Genomic DNA, 16,775 nt, shown 5'->3' on the forward strand with positions numbered 1-16,775 from the left:
ATCAGGCAGGACGTTCCTTTCCGCCCCACATGATGCGCCAGGCCCTGCAAGATACGTGCTTTTCCCCGAGGCAAACCCTGCGCTGTGGCCACGGCCGGCTGCTGGATTTACGCCAGCCCCGGGTGATGGGCATCCTGAACCTAACGCCGGACTCCTTCTTCGCGGGCAACCGCATTGGCACTGCTGACGAGCTGCTGCGCCGGGCCGAGCAGATGCTGCGCGCCGGGGCCGCCGTCCTGGATTTGGGCGGCTACTCCTCCCGGCCGGGAGCCGAGCATATTTCCGCCGACGAAGAGAAAAAGCGCGTGCTGCCCGCCGTGGAGGCCGTGCGCCAAGCTTTCCCCGACGCCGTTATTTCCGTGGATACGTTCCGGGCCGCGGTAGCGGCCGAGGCCGTAGCTGCCGGCGCCGACCTGCTCAACGACATCAGTGGGGGCACCCTGGACGAGGACATGTTCGCCACGGTGGGCCGGCTAGGTGTGCCCTACATTCTGATGCACATGCGCGGCACGCCCCAAACCATGACCCAGCTTACCCAGTATGAGGGCGACCTGGTACTGGAGCTGGTGCGCTACTTCCGCGACAAACTGGCCGAACTGCGCCACCATGGGGTAGTAGATGTGGTGCTGGACCCCGGCTTCGGATTCGCCAAAACGCCCGCTCAGGGCCACGAGCTGCTGCGGCGGCTACGGGAGCTGCACGTGCTGGGCTTACCCATCCTGGTGGGGCTCTCGCGCAAAAGCATGGTGTATAAGCCCCTGGGCCTTACGCCCGAGGCTGCCCTGGCCGGTACCATCACCGTCAATACCCTGGCCGTGCTCAACGGTGCCCGCCTGCTGCGCGTACACGATGTAGCCGAAGCGGTGCAGACCATCCAGCTCGTTTCGAATACTTACCCCCTACCCTACTCGTCGTGATTGGCGCCTTCACCATCGGCTTCCTGCGCATCGGCTGGATAGACGTCGTGGACGTACTTCTGGTCACGGCCCTGTTCTATCAGCTCTACAAGCTGCTGACGGGTAGCGTGGCCCTGAAGGTGTTTCTCGGGTTCATGTCGCTTTACCTGGTGTACCTGGTGGTAAAGGCCGTGGGCATGGAGCTGCTAACCAGCATTTTGGGGCAGTTTATGAGCGTGGGCGTGCTGGCCGGCATCATTTTGTTTCAGCAGGAAATCCGCCGGTTTTTGCTGAACGTGGGCAAGGCTACCTCGTTTGGCAACCGCCTGCGGATGTTTCCGTGGCGACGTGAGCCCCAGCAGGAACGCATGAACATCACCCCGTTTATTGAAGCCGCCAAAAGCCTGGCCAGCAAGCAAACCGGGGCCCTCATTGCCTTCAGCATGGCCTCCGACCTGAAGTTTTTTGCCGATTCCGGTGACCTGATTGACGCGGCCGTGAGCAAACGCCTGCTCATGAGCATCTTCAACAAAACCTCGCCCTTGCACGACGGGGCCGTTATCATCACCAATGGCCGCATCAAAGCCGCCCGCTGCATTCTGCCCGTCAGTGAAAACCCCGACGTGCCCGCTTCCATGGGCTTGCGCCACCGCGCCGCCATCGGCCTGACCGAAATTACCGACTCTATCGTACTGGTAGTCAGTGAAGAAACCGGCTATATTTCCTTGGTGCGGGGAGGCGAAGTATTCCGCAACCTCGCCCCTGCCGACCTGCGCGCCCGCCTCAACGAGTTCCTTTTCGACATGGCTCCCAAGCCCACGGCCTCGGCGGATTCGGCGGCAGAGGTAGCGGCGTAGGTAACGGTTTACCGCAAACTCACACCTACAAAAGCACGCCATCCTGAGCGTAGCGAAGGACTTGGTTATGCGCGACCGAGACGTTGTTACATCCTACATCACGCATGACCAAGTCCTTCGCTACACTCAGGATGGCGTGCGAAAGGCGGTTTGTACGCATCCTTACGGCGTGTTCGTCACTACCTGACCGGCTTCCGGCTGAGCGGCGCTACGGTCCTTCAGGGTACCCAGCTCGCGGCCTACCTCGATGAAGGCGTTAATGGCCTTGTCCAGATGCGCGCGGGTGTGAGCGGCGCTAAGCTGCACCCGAATGCGGGCCTGGCCCTGGGGCACTACGGGGTAATAGAAGCCGACTACGTAGATGCCTTTTTCGAGCATTTTGGCGGCGAATTCCTGGCTGAGCTTGGCGTCGTAGAGCATGACGGGCACGATGGGGTGCTCCCCGGGCTTGATGTCGAAGCCAGCTTCCGTCATGCGCTGGCGGAAGTATGTGGTGTTTTCTTCCAGCCGGTCGCGCAGCTCGGTGCTTTCCGTGAGCAGCTCCAGCACCCGCAGGCTAGCACCTACAATGGCCGGGGCCAGCGTGTTGCTGAACAGGTAGGGGCGGCTGCGCTGGCGCAGCATGTCAATGATTTCCTTGCGGCCCGAGGTGAAGCCGCCCATGGCGCCGCCAAGGGCTTTGCCCAGCGTGCCGGTGATGATGTCGACGCGGCCCATCACGTTGCGGTACTCGTGGGTCCCGCGGCCGGTCTGGCCCAGAAAGCCCATGCTGTGGCACTCATCAATCATGACCAGGGCCTGGTATTTATCGGCCAGGTCGCAGATCTGGTCGAGGCGGGCGATGGTGCCGTCCATGCTGAACGAGCCGTCCGTAACGATGATGCGGTGGCGGGTGCCCTTCGCTACGGCGTCCTGGAGCTGCTTTTCCAGGTCCTGCATGTCGTTGTGGGCGTAGCGGTAGCGCTGGGCCTTGCACAGGCGCACCCCATCAATGATGGAAGCGTGGTTTAGGGCATCGGAAATAATGGCGTCCTGCTCGTTGAACAGGGGCTCGAACACCCCGCCGTTGGCATCGAAAGCCGCCGCGTACAGATTGGTATCTTCGGTGCCCAGAAACTCGGCCAGTTTCTGCTCCAGCTGCTTGTGAATATCCTGGGTGCCGCAGATAAAGCGCACCGACGACATGCCGTAGCCGTGGGTATCAATGGCTTCCTTGGCCGCCTTTACTACCTCCGGGTGCGACGACAAGCCCAGGTAGTTGTTGGCACAGAAGTTCAGCACCTCGCCGGCTTCCTGGGTTTCAATTTCGGCGCCCTGGGGCGAGGTAATCACGCGCTCCTTTTTGTAAAGGCCCGCGTCCTTGATTTCCTGAAGCTGCTTTTCGAGGTCCGGCTGGAGGGTGGTGTACATCGGTGAAATGGTAAAGTTGTGGACTTGTGAGTGGGAAGTTGCAGTGTACGAGGCAGGGTAGCAAAGGTAAGCGTTTGGCGGGCAGTCAACCGTAGTTCTTGCACCCACCGCGTGGGGCCAGGATGAACCAGAAGATTATTTTTCTCGTGCATAAAACACCCGCACGCCTTCCCGCCCGCTGTCTAGCAACTGCTGCTTCTGGGCATCGGAAATCCGCTTGATTTTCGGGTTGAAGCCCAGGGTGCTGATGCTAATGGTGCGGGGCCAATCCTCGGGCCGGGTGGAGTTCAGGTTTTCGATGGCTACCGTGTACAGGGCCCCCACGTAGGAGCCAAAATCCCGGATGGCGTAGGGCGCCAGCTGCTGCCGCCCGCCGGGCTGGGCATCGTAGGCAATCTGCTCGGCGCGGTCGAGGCGTAGGCCCAGGGTTTCGGGGTTGGGGGTGCGCAGAGGGGTAGGCGCGGTGGCGGCCGTAGCTGCTTTGGCGGGCAGATAGCGCGGGTGGTCGAACAGGTCGATGGGGTAGTTAGCCAGCAGCCCGCCATCCACTAGCACCTCTACCGCCTCGCCTTTGGCGGGACGGCGCACCACCTGGCCCTGCTGGTTCAGGAGCACGGCCCGGAAGTAGAGCGGAATGCTCATGCTGATGCGCACGGCATCGGCCACGCGCAGGTGGGGGTGGGTTTCGTAGCTGAATACCTGCACGCGCTGGGTGGTAAGGTTGGTGCCCGTAGTGTACAGGTCGCGGTAGCGGGTGGGCTCCAGTTGAACCAGCTCGTGCAACTGGCCCAGCGTGAGGTCGGGGCGCTGGGTTTTGCGGGCTACCAGCTCGCTGAGGTAGCGGGTAAAGGCGTCGCCGCGGTACCAGCCGTACTGCTTGACCAGGCGGGTGCTGCCCCCGAAAAAGATAAGCCGCCCATCGTTCAGGCGCTGAATGGGCGTGTGGTTTACCACGTCTATAATTTCCTGGGGCGAGTAGCCTACCGCCAGCAACGCCGCCTGAATGGCCCCGGCCGAAGTGCCGCCTACCCGCTGCAAACCAGCCAGTACGCCCTGTGTCTCCAGCTCCTGCAGCGCCCCACCGTAGGCAATGCCCCGGATGCCCCCGCCTTCCATTACCAGATTACGGTAGACGGGGCGCCCGGCCAGGGTAGGGGGAGCGGTAGGCTGGGCCCCCAGCCGAGGGCAAGTGCCAAGCAGAATCAGAAAAAACGGAAGCGAAAAACGGAACATACGGCGGAGGTAGATGGCCAGAAGATACCGCGCAGCAGCCCTCGGTTGTATGGGTTCCGCGCATTTGAGCCTCGGCAGCCGAGAACTGTTCGGCCCCGTTATCTTTGTGGTCCCCAACCACCCATTTTCCTCAACCACCCTCGCGAATGGCAACATCCCGCACTTCGGCCGCTACCCCCAGCGGCGACACCATCCTTGTTATCGGCGCCGGCGGCCAGCTGGGCCTGGAGCTAACCCACGAGCTGCGCCAGATCTACGGCGCCTCCAACGTGGTAGCCGCCGATGTGCGGGCCCCCAAGGACGCCGAAACGGCCGAAGCCGGTCCGTTTGAGCTACTGGATGTGCTGGATAAAAATCGGCTGGAAGAGGTAATCCGGCAGTACAAGCCCAAGCAGGTGTACCACCTGGCGGCCCTGCTATCGGCCACGGCCGAGAAGAATCCCAAGTTTGGCTGGCAGTTGAACATGGACGGCCTGTTTCACGTGCTGGATGCCGCCGTGGACTTGGGCGTGCAGCAGGTGTACTGGCCCAGCTCCATTGCCGTGTTTGGCCCCGATACGCCCCGCCAACACACGCCCCAGCTCACCATCATGAACCCCAACACGGTATACGGCATCAGCAAGCTGGCCGGGGAGCAGTGGTGCGAGTGGTATTTCCGCAAGCACGGCCTGGATGTGCGCAGCCTGCGCTACCCCGGCCTGATTGGCTACAAGAGCCTGCCCGGCGGCGGCACCACCGACTACGCCGTGGACATCTACCACAAAGCCGTGGCGGGCCAGGCCTACGAGTGCTTCCTTTCCGAGGACACTTACCTGCCCATGATGTACATGTCCGACGCGCTGAAGGCTACCCTGGATCTGATGCACGCGCCCGCCGACAACATTAAAGTGCGCAGCTCCTACAACCTGGGCGCCATGAGCTTTAGCCCCCAGGAAATTACGGCCAGCATTCAGCGCCACTACCCCGAGTTTCAGGTAAGCTACCAGCCCGACCAGCGCCAGCAGATTGCCGACTCCTGGCCCGCCAGCATCGACGACACCAAGGCCCGTCAGGACTGGGGCTGGCAGCCGCAGTTTACCCTGGATAAGATGACCGACGACATGCTGCTGCACCTACGGCAAGCGGTAGCAGTGGGCGTACACTAAACACTAACAATCAGCGCACTCAAGCAATTTCGTGCCGCGCTGCTATGGTTGAAACGAGAACCGCTCCGCCTGTTGCAGGCGGAGCGGTTCTCGTTTTACCAACTCTGTTGCGGGCTTGGCCGTTTGGCAATGCATACCCTTGCTGACACTCTATCATGATTGTAAACCACGTACCAGCCGGCTGGCAGATTATTTACCAGCAAGCCCACGCCCTGCTGGCGGCCCAGCTGCTACACCAGTGGCCCGCCTTCCTACCCTCCGACCAGTGGGTGGGCCTGCTGGCCGCCGCCGCCCAGCACGACGATGAGCAGCAGGACTGGGGCGGCCACTACGGCATTACACCGGCTGGGGCTCCCGCCAACTTCACCATGAAGGAGTTTTCCTTGGAGCAGGCGGCCGGCGTCATGAAGGCGGCCCGCTTCCAGGGCCGGTGGCGCAGCTTGCTTACCAGCATGCACTTGAGTACGCTCTATGAAAGCCTACGGGGGCAAAAAAAGGAAACGGATGCTTTCCTCGACGAGCAGCTGGCCAACCAGAAACGCTGGCTGCGGGAGCTGCACATCAAGAAGGCCGAGGCCCAGCAGTCCTACACGCTGCTGCACTGGTGCGACCGGCTAAGCCTGATTCTGTGCCGCCACGAAGTCCCGGAAATGGGCCGCGCCGTGGAAATTCATACGGGTCCCGATGGCAAGCACTACGAGCTGCTCCAACCCGAGCCCGAAGGCCCCATCCGGATTCAGCCCTGGCCGTTCCAGACCCAGCGCTTTACCGTGAGCGTGGAAGCCCTGGTACTGCACCAACTCCAGTTCAAAAACGACGCGGAGTTGGCCTCTGCCTTGCGTGATGCGCCTATTGAAACGTTGCGCTGGGAGCTAGCTAAATAGCGTTAGACTCGTCTGAAAGAGAGGTATTAATAGAGTGTCATGGCGAGCATAGCGAGGAAAACTGGGTTCGGGCTACCAGGCCAACCCAGTTTCCTCGTTATGCTCGCCATGACAAGTTCTTTTACTGATGAAGCGCTACTTACTACAGCTTCGCTACCGGTTTGGGGTCTTGCATGAGGCCGGCGGGCACCTCGTTGCGGGCCGAAATATGGCCCAGGCCGCGGCCGTCTTTGCCGTCGGAGCGGTCGGTGGCGAGCAGGATGCTGCCGTAGCGCTGGTAGTTGGTCCAACGGCGGCGGAAAGCGGGCTGGGCATCAGTGGCTTTGGGAAAGTAAGCCCACTCTTCCACCAGATTGGTTTTGGGGTTGATGAGCACCTCGTACTTGTTGTCGGGCGTGACCCCCACGTTTTTGAACGTCATGTTCAGCACCTCGGCGGGCGTACCATCCATGAGCTGGCCCGCGCCCTTGTACGTGAGCGTCACGCCGGAGTCCTTGAGCTTGAAGGGCATGAGCAGCCACCAGGAGTTATTTACCCAAATGGGATACATTTTTCCGAGTAGCTTTTCGCCGTCGGGGGTAGCGGAAATGTCGCGGCCCGAGCGGTACACGCGGCCCTGCTTGGAGGTAAGGTTGTAGAGGGCCACGGTGCTGTCCTTTTGCCAGCGGAAGTCACCGGTATGCTTGTCCCAGAGCTGGTAAGAGCCATCCAGGAAGTCCCAGCCCAACAGGCGAGTTTGCTGCCAGGCCGAGTAGCCACCCATTTGCTGCATCACCTTGTCAGCCAGAGCCATGGCTTTAGCGTCGGAGCCCGCTTGGTCGAACCCCTCGGCCGCTGGGTAGGAGCCTTTTGTGGCCTGCAGGGTCGGCATGGGAGAAGTGGCCGTAGCCGGGTTTCCGGCCGGATTGCTCTGGCAGGCGGCCACTCCGGCCAGGGTAGCCAGCAACGCAAAATGAAGAACACGCATAGGAGGATGAAAATCAGCGGACAACTACGCCGCCCGCTACGCCGGACAGCCCAGCTTCCTACGCAAATCAACGGTATTTGGCTAACACTACCGAACGCCGGGCCCCTGCTACTCGTACTACCCGCACCCTCCTTCCCCTGAAACCTTGCCTCATGGCCACGCACTACCGCTTTTCTGACATTGTTGGTATTCTTAAGACTACCGCCAGTGAGTTCATGGTAAACAACTCCTTGCGCCACGCGGCAGCCTTGTCGTACTACACCATCTTTTCCCTACCCCCGCTGCTGCTCATTGTCATTACGGTGGCCAGCTCCGTGTATGGCCACGAGGCCGTAACGGGACAGGTGTACGGGCAGATGAAGGGCCTGGTCGGGGCTGATTCGGCCAAGTTTCTACAGGACAGCATTGCTGAGTTTACCAAGCAGCAGAAAGGCGGTATTGCCACCGCCATCGGCATCGGCACCCTGATTTTCGCTGCCACTACCTTTTTCGTGACCCTGCAGGAAAGCATTAATGATATCTGGAATCTGCGGGTAAACACCGTGGGCATTGGCATTGGGCAGTTTATCAAGCAGCGCTTCCTCTCGTTTGGACTTATTCTGAGCGTAGCCCTGCTGCTGCTGGTTTCCTTTGTGATTAGTGCCGTGCTCAGCGCCTTCACCACCAAGCTGCAGCAGTGGTTTCCCGAAATCGGAGTAATCGTCATTCGGTTGGTAGACTTCACGTTATCGTTGGGCGTCACGACCCTGCTGTTCGCCCTGATTTACCGCTTTCTGCCCGACGCCGTCATCCGGTGGCGCGACGTGGGTGTGGGGGCCTTTATCACGGCCTTGTTGTTCGTGCTGGGCAAGTTTCTGATTGCCTTCTACATTGCCAAGGCCGATCCGGGCTCTGCTTTCGGAGCTGCCGGCTCGGCCATCGTGTTGCTGGTGTGGGTTAACTACTCCTCCCTGATTATCTTTTTCGGGGCTGAGTTTACCCAGGAATTCGCCGACGCCTTTGGCCAGAAAGTGCAGCCCAAAGCCCATGCCGTACGCATTGAAACTCGCGAGGTACCGGCCGGCGAAACCAAGGAGGAAATCAGCACCGGCCGCCCCCGCTCCGAGGGCCGCTGGAAAAGCTAGCCGGCCCGGGCTACGCCAAAACCACACAGCCCCGGCTCGTTATGGAAACGAGCCGGGGCTGTGTGGTTTTAGGCTACTGGTTAGCTGCTTTAGAAAGCAATACCAAACGTAACGCCCGTCCGGAGGCCGAAGCCATCGAAGGGGCCCGGATCGAGGGTGTTGTCGCCGACAGTGGAGCCCTTCGTAGTGATGCTACCTCCGTTGTACGACGGACCCAGGAACACGTCCAGCGCGAACCGCTCCTTGAAAACCCACTGCCGGCCCACTACCACGCCACCCCCGAAGGTATTCAGCGTGCCTTCATCGGTGCTGGTATATTCCTCTCCGGTATTGGGGTCGTACTCAATGGAGCTGGTTTTCAGGTTCAGGTTCTGGTAGCGCAGGAAGGGGCCTACGTAGAAACCCTCGGGCGCTGCGTGCTTCTCGGAGAGGTAGAACCGGTACTCGGGGGTGATGGCAAAACCAGAAATCTTGGTTTCGTCGTCAATAGTCCAGTTGGTAAATAGTCCGCCGAGCTGCAAGGAGCTGTTATCCGACACCTTATGCTCGTAAAAGAACGAGCCTGTTTTAACCAGCGGGCTTAGAATGTTCACTTTTACAATGTTGTTCTGCGCCAGAGCAGAGGTAGCGGAAGCTGCCACCACGGTGGCCACGAGTAAGAGTTTTTTCATAGAAAAGAAAAGAGAAATAAAGCCAGATCAGCAAGGCCAATCTGCGAGCCGAAACTATACAAGGCCATGCAGCCTAACTACTTGCTTTAAAAAGCCACTCCAAAAGTTACTGCTCCACGAATGCCGTAGTTGATATCGTCGTAGAAGCCCAAAAAGTCGTTTTTACTGATGTCGGAGTTATCGGATGATACACCCGATATCATGTAGGAAGGCCCCAGCAGAGCATCGAGAGAAAAGCGCTGCTTAAAAATCCAGTGGCGACCTACCACTACCCCACCGCCAAAGGCATTGAGGCTGGCATCCACGGTGCGGGTGGTGGAAATGCCAGTATTGGGGTTAAACTGTTCGTACTGGCCGCTTTGGCTTAAGTACTGGTAGCGCAGAAACGGAGCGACATAGAACCCCTCCATAGCCGGGTGCTTCTCCGATAAGTAAAAGCGGTACTCAGGCATGAGGCCGAAACCGGAGGTTTTACGGCTTTCAGAGGCGCCGTATAGCCAAGAGCCACCCTCTTCGTTGTAATTCGCGGTAATAGAAACTCCCAGTTGAAAGCTGCTGGACTCGCTAAGCTTGTGCTCAAAGGAAAGGGCAGCCGTGTTCACAATTGGCTGAAAGATGTCAATCTTCAGCACGTTGGTCTGGGCGTGGGCGCGTGAGCAGGCTAGTAATGCGCCGGCTACCAGCAAGCCACGTACAATAGGAGAGAACATGGAAGGTGAATAAGATAAGCTAAACGCCGTGCATAGCTCCTGAAAGCAAGAGTAATGAGTAGCTGTAATAGTTGCTTGCTGCCGACAAACTTCTATAAAATATCTTGAATATCTATAGCTCATAAGTAGCTGGCTTTATCGTCCGTTTTTTAGCCTTGCCGCAATACCTACCTTTAAGGCTATGAAACTCTATATTCTTCGTGTTGTATTGCTGATCGGCCTGTGCAGCACTGCTCTTCAGGGCTTAGCGCAAGTAGCCGCTACGGATTCCGTGGCTGAACAAAAACTAGTGCAACGCCTCGCGGGCAGCATGTGTACCCAGCTTCAGCAAGAAAACCAGAAAAAGCAATTGACTACCCTTTCCAAGGAGGAGGCAACTCAGTTGTTTACCCGCATGCTGATGACCAGCTTGCCCAATGAGCCGGAGCTGATGGCCCGGCTAACCAATGACCCTACCAATGCCCGCGCGTACGGGGAGAAACTGGGCCGCCGCATTGGGCTGGATCTGGTAAAAAGCTGCGAGGTAAGTCGGCCCATGTTTCTGGCCATGAGTGGTCAGACCAGTGCTCAACTTAAGCCCGCGGAAGGGGCGGAAACCAAGCTGGTTAACATCCTGGCCACAGAGTTCTGCACCAAGCTTACGCCCCAACAAAAGCAGTTACAGGCCTTATCCGCCGACGAGCGGCTGAAAGTAGTGTCCGTCCAGTTGGAAAACAGCTTCAAGGCGCACGCCAAAGAAATTCAGCAGCTATACGGCCCCGACGCCATGAGCAGCAACGAGAAGATGAAGGCCTTGGGTGCTAAGGTCGGCTACCAGGCAGGGCAGCAATGCACTCCCGTTATGCAGACGCTGCTGAACGCGAAATAACCCCCCTTTTTCTTTCACGCTTATACGCCACGCGGCCCGTTCCTGAGCAGGAGCGGGCCGCGTGGCATTTCTATTTTCTTACTACCCAGAAGGCTTGGTGCTCTTATGCTTCTGCTTTTTCCTTTACGGCCAACTGGCCGCAGGCAGCATCAATGTCTTTACCACGGGAACGACGCACGTTGGTTTGCACACCGCGGTCAGCCAGGTACTTATGAAAAGCCATCAACTTATCATCGGCGGTATTCACGTAGTCGGCGTTTTCGATGGGGTTGTACTCGATGAGGTTCACTTTGCAGGGAATCCACTTCGAAATCTGGAACAGCTCCTCCGCATCCTGCAGCGTGTCGTTGAAGCTCTCGAACACGATGTACTCATACGTCACCTTACGGCCCGTTACCTGGTGGTAATGCTTGAGGGCATCCTTCAGGGAAGCCAGGGAATTGGCTTCGTTGATGGGCATGATTTCGTTGCGCTTGGCGTCGTTCGGGGCGTGCAGCGAGAGGGCCAAGTTGGCTTTCACGCCGTCGTCGGCCAGCTTCTTAATCATCTTGGCAATACCGGCCGTGCTGACCGTAATGCGACGCGGGGCCATGTTCAGGCCGTCGGGGGCCGTGATGCGCTCAATGCTTTTTACTACGTTGGCGTAGTTGAGCAGCGGCTCACCCATGCCCATGTACACGATGTTGGTAAGGGGCGTGCCGTACTGGGCCTCGCACTGCTCCCGAATGCGCACCACTTGGTCGTAGATTTCGGCCGCATCAAGGTTACGCTTACGCTCCATATAGCCGGTAGCGCAGAACTTGCACGTGAGCGAGCAGCCCACCTGCGAGCTGATGCAGGCCGTCATGCGGGTATCGTGCGGGATGAGCACGCCTTCCACAATGTTGCCATCGTGCAGGCGAAAGGCCGATTTGATGGTGCCGTCGTTGGAGAGCTGAGAGTTCTGCACCTGCACACCATTAATAACGAAGTGGCGGGCCAGCAGCTCGCGCGTGGCCAAGGAAATGTTGTTCATCTCCTCGAAGGAGCCGGCCGTATTTTTCCACAGCCATTCCAGCACCTGCTTGGCCCGGAAAGGCTTTTCGCCGTGCTCTACCATAAAGGCCTTGAGCTCGTCGGGGGTGAGTTTGCGAATATCGCGCTTCGAAACTACTGGCAGGTCAATCATCATAGCGGCAAAGATACAAGGCAGAAAGCCGAAGGTGTACGCCTTCTCTTCCAGAACACTGCTTAACCCGCTGAACGTAAAAAAAGTGCCGGCTACTTACGTGGTGAAATGGTGAGGTGGTGAAATGGTGAGATGGTGGGTTAGTGATTCAGCGAGCTAAAGCTACCTGTCCTCCGGAGCCGCGGGAAGGGCCTTAGCACGCTAAAACGAGTTGTTGGTACGAGGTTGTGCTACCGTAACAAGGTCCTTTGCAAGCTCAGGATGACAGGTGGGTTTTACAGACTGACGAGCGGCTTTAACTTGCTCATTTACTATTTCACCACTTCACTAACTCACCACCTCACTCACCCCGCAACCGGGCGGCGTATTCCTGGCTGAGGGGCAGCAGCTTGCGGGTGGTGTAGTTGAAGCCGAGCATACCGGTTTTGGCGCGGGCAATTTCGCGGCCGGTTTGGTTTTTCACCCAGTACACTAGGTCGAAGCCGTACTTGTTCAGGTCGGTAGCGGCCATTTGAATGTGGAGGATGTCGCCCTGAAACCCTTCGCCTTTGTACTCAATGGCCACATCGGCCATAATGTGGCCCAGGCCCGTAGCCGGGTCATATTCCGCGCGACCCAGGTGGCGCAGAAACTGCACCCGCGCCTCGTGCAGGATGCTCAGCAGGGCGTCGTTGCCGAGGTGGGCCCCGTAGTTGAGGTCGGTGATGCGAATGGGAATTTCGACGGTGAGCAGGTAGAATTCGGGAAGCTGGACATTTACGCGGGCCATAACATGCTAGAAAAAACAGGATAAAACGACGCCTGACTAAATGAAGGCAGGAGGCTACAACTAGCTACTACCCCCGGGCAGGACTACCACCGCAATATCAAACGCAGTATATTAGCCAAACGCCGTCTTGATTTCCAGGGGCGTTTCTGCCTGTCCGCTTTCTTTTCCGCTTCCATGTCTACGCCCCACGTTGAAGTTCGCGCTACCGCCGATGGCTCCAGCACGTTGTACGTGCCCGCCCTCAATGAGCATTACCACAGCACGCACGGGGCCCTGCAGGAAGCCCGGCACGTGTACCTGGCCGCGGGCTTGGAGCCGGCCCTGGCCGCCAGCGCTACCCTTGTATGGGTGCTGGAAATCGGGTTTGGCACCGGCCTGAACGCCCTCCTGACCCTGGAACGCAGCCTCACTACTGACTGCACCATCTTCTACGACACCATCGAGAAGTTTCCGCTGCCCTGGTCGGTGGTTAGCCAGCTGCACACGGAGCACTACCTCTCGGGCCCCGAACTACTTGACTATCAGCATCAGCTGCACGCCGCCACCTGGAACCGGCCCGTAAGCCTGACGCCCAACTTCGGCCTGCTCAAGCGCTCCGGGGAGTTGCAGGCCACGGCCCTACCCCAGGATACGTATCAGGTCATCTACTTCGACGCCTTTGCTCCTGAAAAGCAGCCGGACATGTGGACTGACGAGGTTTTTGCCCAACTCTACGCGGCTACCGCGCCCGGCGGCGTGCTGGTGAGCTACTGCGCTAAGGGTAGCTTCAAGCGCAGCCTGAAGGCAGCCGGTTGGCTGGTCGAGAAGATTCCGGGCCCGCCCGGCAAGCGCGAAATGACCCGGGCTTGGAAAGTGCGCTAACTAGTTGTACACACAATGAAGCTCCATCGTCGTCTGAATCAGCTTACTGAAGCTGATTTGCGGTACCTATTAAGTAATCATCGGCGCTACACCGATTTTAACTCGCTGGGGCTATTCCGCAGTTTGCTTGAGAATGAGAAGCTGAACCTAGAGCAGCGCCAACATGTGCGGGATGCGGCTATCAAAGTTTTTCCCAAATTCTACGACTTTCTACCGCTGAAAGACCCGGACACCTACTTCCGCCTCAGCACCCTGGGGCAGGAGCTAACCGTGGCCGACGAGCGGGCAGCGTGGGATGAAATCAGCCGGGCGCAACAGCGTATCCTAACTGAGAAGCGTATCCGGCACCGCAATTTTGGCACGTACTCCAAGCATAACTGCCGCTACGACACCTGCCCCTTTAACGGCCTAATGATCAGGCAAGGAACTCGCCTTGCGGAAGGTGTCATAGGGTTTGACACTGACAGACGGATTTGCTACAGTGGCCACTTCGACCACCGAGCGGAGCAGCGCCGCCGGGAACGGAAAGCCTGGGCCAATACGCGGAACCACTTGGAAGAATGACCATGTGCCGGTCTACTTCCGGCATCCTGCGTAAGTTGCTGCCGTTATGAGTCGCAAACTGTTAGAAACCGACGGGCAGGAGTGGGTGCAGCAAGGCATTATCACGGAGGCGCAGCGGGAGCAGCTACTAGCCCTCTACCCCACCGATACGGCCGCTATTGGCCTGTTGCCCCTGCTGGGTAGCCTGCTGGTAGGCCTGAGCGCGCTGAGTGTGGTAGCCGCCAACTGGCAGGGGCTGCCGGAGCTGGTGCGGCTGGGGCTGCTGCTCGGGGCCCTGTGCGGGGCTTACGCCGGCGGCGAGTATTTCCGGCGGCGTGGCAACGACAACCTGGGCATGGGTCTGCTGGCATTAGGGCTGATTTTGTTCGGGGCCAGCATTGTGCTCACCAGCCAGCTCTACCAGCTTATTGGCTACGACCTGACGGGGCTGCTGGCGTGGGCCGTGGCGGGCATGGGCCTGACGTGGCTGTACCGCAGCCGCCTGCTATTTCTGATGACGGCCGTTATCAGTGGCATTGTGCAGGGCTACAATACCGGGCAGCTTGGGGCCTTTAGCTACCTGACGGCGGCGGGTACAGCCCTGGGCCTGGGCTACTACTGGTGGCGCCGGCCCGATGCCCTGTTAGGCGGAGTGCTAGCCACGGGCCTGCTCTGGCAAGCCGCTCTGCTTATCAGCCACTTGCACGTTAAAATCACCTGGTTTTTTATTCCGGCCATGCTGGTGTACGCCTTCGGCGACTGGCAGCCCGACCGCCCGGCGGGACGGGCCTTGCAGGGTCCCCCGTTGGTAGCGGCTTTCCTGTTTACGCTGGGGCTGGCCTTGTTTGGCGAGTCTGATTTTTACGCCGGGCAGCTACGGGCCCCGCTGCTGCCGTACCTGGCGGCTTTGGGCGGCGTGCTGGCGCTTTCGGTGGTGGGCAAGCAGCGCCGGGGCCGCCTGGGCAGCCTCACCGACTGGCTACTGCTGCTGCCGGGGTTTTATTTTACCGGGGGGCTGGCCCTGGCCGTGGCCACGCTGGTCGTGCTCTATGCCTATTCCGGGGCGGTGCTGCTGCGGGCCCACCAGGAGCAAAACCAGGACCGGGTAACCCTGGGCACCGTATTGTTTATTCTGACTACGGCCGTGGCGTATTTCAAACTGACCTGGGGCTTCATGGATAAGTCGGTGTTTTTCCTGCTGGGAGGGTTGCTGCTGCTGGGGCTGAGCTGGTGGCTACGGCGGCGAGCGGCCCGAACCTTTTCCGCCTCAAGTTCTACCAAGCCATGAGCGTACCTACTCCTACTTCTTCACACCCTGCTACCCCCAGGGAACAAGGAAGCGTAGCGCCCTTGCCTGACTTATCGGAGGGTAGTCGGCGGCGAGGGATGCGGTGGCTGGTGCTGGCGCAGGTGCTGTTCGTGCTGGGCGTGGCCGTCGCCGGCTACGCTACTGCCGCCCTGGGGCGTACAGTGGTGCTGCGCACCCGCCCCGTGGACCCACGCGACCTGCTCTACGGCGACTACGTGAACCTGCGCTACCATGTAAGTGAATTGCCCGGCAGCCTGTGGCGGGGCCCGGCCATGCCCCGCCGCCACGACGCGGCCTACGTACTACTAGAGCCCCAGCCCGACGGCACCTACGAAGCCGCCGGTCTGTTCCCCGACAAGCCCGCCGTTACGGGCCGCCAAGCCGTGCTGCGCGCCTCCGTACAGGATGTGTGGCGGCGCGGCATTCGGTTGCGCTACGGCCTGGAGCGGTATTACGTGCCGGAGGGCATGGGCCGGAAACTGGAGCAGCGCCAAAGCCTGCGGGTACAGGTTAGCATCGCTCCCTGGGGCCAGGCGCGCATCACGAAGGTTGACATGAGCCCGGAATAGTACCCTTCACTATTCATATATTATCTTGCTTTATTATATTGCCGGCCTAAAGTCGCGCTATCGTTTCCCTACCCTACCTACCTATTGCATGTTGCTGTATTCATTCCATTTTCTACCGCATGAAAGTCAACCTATCCAATTTGTCACTGGTGCTGGCCGCTCAGCGCCAGACTGCTCAGCCTAACACTACTCGTAAAAAAACCGCCGCTCCTACCGAGCCTACGCTCCATTCTGTAGCGCCGACTACCCCTAAAAAGTAAAGCAACATCGCCCGGACCTAGCAGTAGGCCCGGGCGATGCGCATTTAGTAAGAATTGCCGATCAGTCTACAAGCGGCTATGGCGCAGCAATTCCTCATCCTTCTGGTTAAGGTCGACTAGTGCATACCGTTTCGTGTTGGTAATCTGTAGCTCATCCAGCGCGTCTACCATATTCTGATACGTAGCTTCGTCGCTAGGCTTGAGCAGTACTACTAAGCCATACTCGCTTTGGTACGACTGCAAAATCCTTCGTAGTCCGGCAGAGCTGAAATCCGTTTTACGGACAACGTCAGTATCCAGCCCGGGGTAGTAATACACCTGGTTGTTCTCCCCTAATAGCACCGTCAGGGCACTGGTACCGCCACATGTTGACCCATCCAGCATGCATGTTGGCTTCACTGGCATAGCCAACTCCATGAGAGTTGGTCGGACGAAGGTGGTGGTCAGCATAAAGAACGACACGAGTAGAAAGCCTACGCCATTGGGGTCATATCCGGTGCGACTATGCGGCGGAACATTCGGCGCGGCCGG

Annotated in this window: 19 protein-coding genes; 11 read left to right on the forward strand and 8 right to left on the reverse strand. The window is 59.0% G+C overall.

All coding sequences use genetic code 11. The features are described 5' to 3' along the window. Nucleotides 1-29 precede the first annotated feature (29 nt). A complete protein-coding gene (folP, locus tag IEW18_RS06165) occupies nt 30-917 on the forward strand; it encodes a dihydropteroate synthase (protein WP_308428041.1) in 888 nt (295 codons plus the stop codon). After that, complete coding sequence (gene cdaA / locus IEW18_RS06170; protein ID WP_188556958.1) at nt 914-1,753, forward strand: diadenylate cyclase CdaA; 840 nt, start codon at nt 914-916, stop codon at nt 1,751-1,753. Before folP ends, cdaA begins: the two co-directional genes overlap by 4 nt. 162 nt (nt 1,754-1,915) lie before the next feature. Here the strand turns inward: cdaA and kbl are convergent, their stop codons facing one another. Together kbl and IEW18_RS06180 are read right to left on the reverse strand one after the other, a co-directional pair. After that, nucleotides 1,916-3,163, reverse strand: coding sequence for a glycine C-acetyltransferase (gene kbl, locus IEW18_RS06175; RefSeq protein WP_188556959.1), 1,248 nt, complete (start codon nt 3,161-3,163; stop codon nt 1,916-1,918). 135 nt (nt 3,164-3,298) lie between these two features. Further along, nucleotides 3,299-4,396, reverse strand: coding sequence for a patatin-like phospholipase family protein (locus tag IEW18_RS06180; RefSeq protein WP_188556960.1), 1,098 nt, complete (start codon nt 4,394-4,396; stop codon nt 3,299-3,301). Between the two features lie 146 nt (nt 4,397-4,542). Here IEW18_RS06180 and IEW18_RS06185 point away from each other — a divergent pair, with 146 nt between their 5' ends. Together IEW18_RS06185 and IEW18_RS06190 are read left to right on the forward strand one after the other, a co-directional pair. Next, on the forward strand, nt 4,543-5,541 hold the full coding sequence (locus IEW18_RS06185; RefSeq protein WP_188556961.1) for an NAD-dependent epimerase/dehydratase family protein: 999 nt from the start codon (nt 4,543-4,545) through the stop codon (nt 5,539-5,541). A gap of 155 nt (nt 5,542-5,696) precedes the next feature. Next, complete coding sequence (locus IEW18_RS06190; RefSeq protein ID WP_188556962.1) at nt 5,697-6,425, forward strand: DUF3891 family protein; 729 nt, start codon at nt 5,697-5,699, stop codon at nt 6,423-6,425. A 142-nt stretch (nt 6,426-6,567) separates the two neighbouring features. Here IEW18_RS06190 and IEW18_RS06195 read toward each other — a convergent pair whose 3' ends face one another. Beyond that, nucleotides 6,568-7,392 carry a hypothetical protein gene (locus IEW18_RS06195; RefSeq protein WP_188556963.1) on the reverse strand — a complete coding sequence of 275 codons (825 nt, stop codon included), beginning with the start codon at nt 7,390-7,392 and terminating at the stop codon, nt 6,568-6,570. Nucleotides 7,393-7,544: 152 nt separating this feature from the next. On the opposite strand from IEW18_RS06195, the gene IEW18_RS06200 reads away from it, so the two are divergent. After that, entirely contained in the window at nt 7,545-8,516 is a 972-nt protein-coding gene (locus tag IEW18_RS06200; protein ID WP_188556964.1) for a YihY/virulence factor BrkB family protein, read from the forward strand. Between the two features lie 89 nt (nt 8,517-8,605). On the opposite strand, the gene IEW18_RS06205 is transcribed toward IEW18_RS06200, so the two are convergent. Together IEW18_RS06205 and IEW18_RS06210 are read right to left on the reverse strand one after the other, a co-directional pair. Beyond that, nucleotides 8,606-9,187: a DUF3575 domain-containing protein gene (locus IEW18_RS06205; protein WP_188556965.1), complete on the reverse strand. Its 582-nt coding sequence runs from the start codon at nt 9,185-9,187 to the stop codon at nt 8,606-8,608. A gap of 86 nt (nt 9,188-9,273) precedes the next feature. Beyond that, the gene (locus IEW18_RS06210) at nt 9,274-9,897 is read right to left on the reverse strand and encodes a DUF3575 domain-containing protein (protein WP_188556966.1); all 624 of its coding nucleotides are present in this window, start codon (nt 9,895-9,897) and stop codon (nt 9,274-9,276) included. A 181-nt stretch (nt 9,898-10,078) separates the two neighbouring features. Between IEW18_RS06210 and IEW18_RS06215 the strand changes: the two genes are divergently transcribed. Next, the gene (locus IEW18_RS06215; RefSeq protein WP_188556967.1) at nt 10,079-10,765 is read left to right on the forward strand and encodes a hypothetical protein; all 687 of its coding nucleotides are present in this window, start codon (nt 10,079-10,081) and stop codon (nt 10,763-10,765) included. A gap of 103 nt (nt 10,766-10,868) precedes the next feature. On the opposite strand, the gene rlmN is transcribed toward IEW18_RS06215, so the two are convergent. Both rlmN and IEW18_RS06225 read right to left on the reverse strand, forming a co-directional pair. Beyond that, the gene (rlmN, locus tag IEW18_RS06220; RefSeq protein ID WP_373285712.1) at nt 10,869-11,933 is read right to left on the reverse strand and encodes a dual-specificity RNA methyltransferase RlmN; all 1,065 of its coding nucleotides are present in this window, start codon (nt 11,931-11,933) and stop codon (nt 10,869-10,871) included. A 340-nt stretch (nt 11,934-12,273) separates the two neighbouring features. Continuing rightward, nucleotides 12,274-12,702, reverse strand: coding sequence for a thioesterase family protein (locus IEW18_RS06225; protein ID WP_188556969.1), 429 nt, complete (start codon nt 12,700-12,702; stop codon nt 12,274-12,276). Nucleotides 12,703-12,876: 174 nt separating this feature from the next. On the opposite strand from IEW18_RS06225, the gene mnmC2 reads away from it, so the two are divergent. From mnmC2 to IEW18_RS06250, 5 genes are all read left to right on the forward strand, one after another. Continuing rightward, the gene (gene mnmC2, locus IEW18_RS06230; protein ID WP_188556970.1) at nt 12,877-13,563 is read left to right on the forward strand and encodes a tRNA (5-methylaminomethyl-2-thiouridine)(34)-methyltransferase MnmC2; all 687 of its coding nucleotides are present in this window, start codon (nt 12,877-12,879) and stop codon (nt 13,561-13,563) included. A gap of 15 nt (nt 13,564-13,578) precedes the next feature. Next, nucleotides 13,579-14,127 carry a hypothetical protein gene (locus IEW18_RS06235; RefSeq protein ID WP_188556971.1) on the forward strand — a complete coding sequence of 183 codons (549 nt, stop codon included), beginning with the start codon at nt 13,579-13,581 and terminating at the stop codon, nt 14,125-14,127. 46 nt (nt 14,128-14,173) lie between these two features. After that, a complete protein-coding gene (locus tag IEW18_RS06240) occupies nt 14,174-15,394 on the forward strand; it encodes a DUF2157 domain-containing protein (protein WP_188556972.1) in 1,221 nt (406 codons plus the stop codon). Further along, nucleotides 15,391-15,984, forward strand: coding sequence for a GDYXXLXY domain-containing protein (locus IEW18_RS06245; protein WP_188556973.1), 594 nt, complete (start codon nt 15,391-15,393; stop codon nt 15,982-15,984). The genes IEW18_RS06240 and IEW18_RS06245 overlap by 4 nt, the downstream gene beginning before the upstream one ends. Before the next feature lie 119 nt (nt 15,985-16,103). Next, nucleotides 16,104-16,244 carry a hypothetical protein gene (locus tag IEW18_RS06250; RefSeq protein ID WP_188556974.1) on the forward strand — a complete coding sequence of 47 codons (141 nt, stop codon included), beginning with the start codon at nt 16,104-16,106 and terminating at the stop codon, nt 16,242-16,244. 66 nt (nt 16,245-16,310) lie between these two features. On the opposite strand, the gene IEW18_RS06255 is transcribed toward IEW18_RS06250, so the two are convergent. After that, nucleotides 16,311-16,706: an ExbD/TolR family protein gene (locus IEW18_RS06255; RefSeq protein WP_262891885.1), complete on the reverse strand. Its 396-nt coding sequence runs from the start codon at nt 16,704-16,706 to the stop codon at nt 16,311-16,313. Between the last annotated feature and the right edge of the window lie 69 nt (nt 16,707-16,775).

This window comes from Hymenobacter glacieicola (assembly GCF_014640315.1).
Classification (GTDB): Bacteria; Bacteroidota; Bacteroidia; order Cytophagales; family Hymenobacteraceae; genus Hymenobacter; species Hymenobacter glacieicola.

Bases quoted from the DNA above. Each gene is read 5' to 3' on its own strand.
- folP (WP_308428041.1), top strand. From the start codon at position 30: ATGATGCGCCAGGCCCTGCAAGATACGTGCTTTTCCCCGAGGCAAACC.
- kbl (WP_188556959.1), bottom strand. From the start codon at position 3,163: ATGTACACCACCCTCCAGCCGGACCTCGAAAAGCAGCTTCAGGAAATC.
- IEW18_RS06180 (WP_188556960.1), bottom strand. From the start codon at position 4,396: ATGTTCCGTTTTTCGCTTCCGTTTTTTCTGATTCTGCTTGGCACTTGC.
- IEW18_RS06185 (WP_188556961.1), top strand. From the start codon at position 4,543: ATGGCAACATCCCGCACTTCGGCCGCTACCCCCAGCGGCGACACCATC.
- IEW18_RS06190 (WP_188556962.1), top strand. From the start codon at position 5,697: ATGATTGTAAACCACGTACCAGCCGGCTGGCAGATTATTTACCAGCAA.
- IEW18_RS06195 (WP_188556963.1), bottom strand. From the start codon at position 7,392: ATGCGTGTTCTTCATTTTGCGTTGCTGGCTACCCTGGCCGGAGTGGCC.
- IEW18_RS06200 (WP_188556964.1), top strand. From the start codon at position 7,545: ATGGCCACGCACTACCGCTTTTCTGACATTGTTGGTATTCTTAAGACT.
- IEW18_RS06205 (WP_188556965.1), bottom strand. From the start codon at position 9,187: ATGAAAAAACTCTTACTCGTGGCCACCGTGGTGGCAGCTTCCGCTACC.
- IEW18_RS06210 (WP_188556966.1), bottom strand. From the start codon at position 9,897: ATGTTCTCTCCTATTGTACGTGGCTTGCTGGTAGCCGGCGCATTACTA.
- IEW18_RS06215 (WP_188556967.1), top strand. From the start codon at position 10,079: ATGAAACTCTATATTCTTCGTGTTGTATTGCTGATCGGCCTGTGCAGC.
- rlmN (WP_373285712.1), bottom strand. From the start codon at position 11,933: ATGATTGACCTGCCAGTAGTTTCGAAGCGCGATATTCGCAAACTCACC.
- IEW18_RS06225 (WP_188556969.1), bottom strand. From the start codon at position 12,702: ATGGCCCGCGTAAATGTCCAGCTTCCCGAATTCTACCTGCTCACCGTC.
- mnmC2 (WP_188556970.1), top strand. From the start codon at position 12,877: ATGTCTACGCCCCACGTTGAAGTTCGCGCTACCGCCGATGGCTCCAGC.
- IEW18_RS06235 (WP_188556971.1), top strand. From the start codon at position 13,579: ATGAAGCTCCATCGTCGTCTGAATCAGCTTACTGAAGCTGATTTGCGG.
- IEW18_RS06240 (WP_188556972.1), top strand. From the start codon at position 14,174: ATGAGTCGCAAACTGTTAGAAACCGACGGGCAGGAGTGGGTGCAGCAA.
- IEW18_RS06245 (WP_188556973.1), top strand. From the start codon at position 15,391: ATGAGCGTACCTACTCCTACTTCTTCACACCCTGCTACCCCCAGGGAA.
- IEW18_RS06250 (WP_188556974.1), top strand. From the start codon at position 16,104: ATGAAAGTCAACCTATCCAATTTGTCACTGGTGCTGGCCGCTCAGCGC.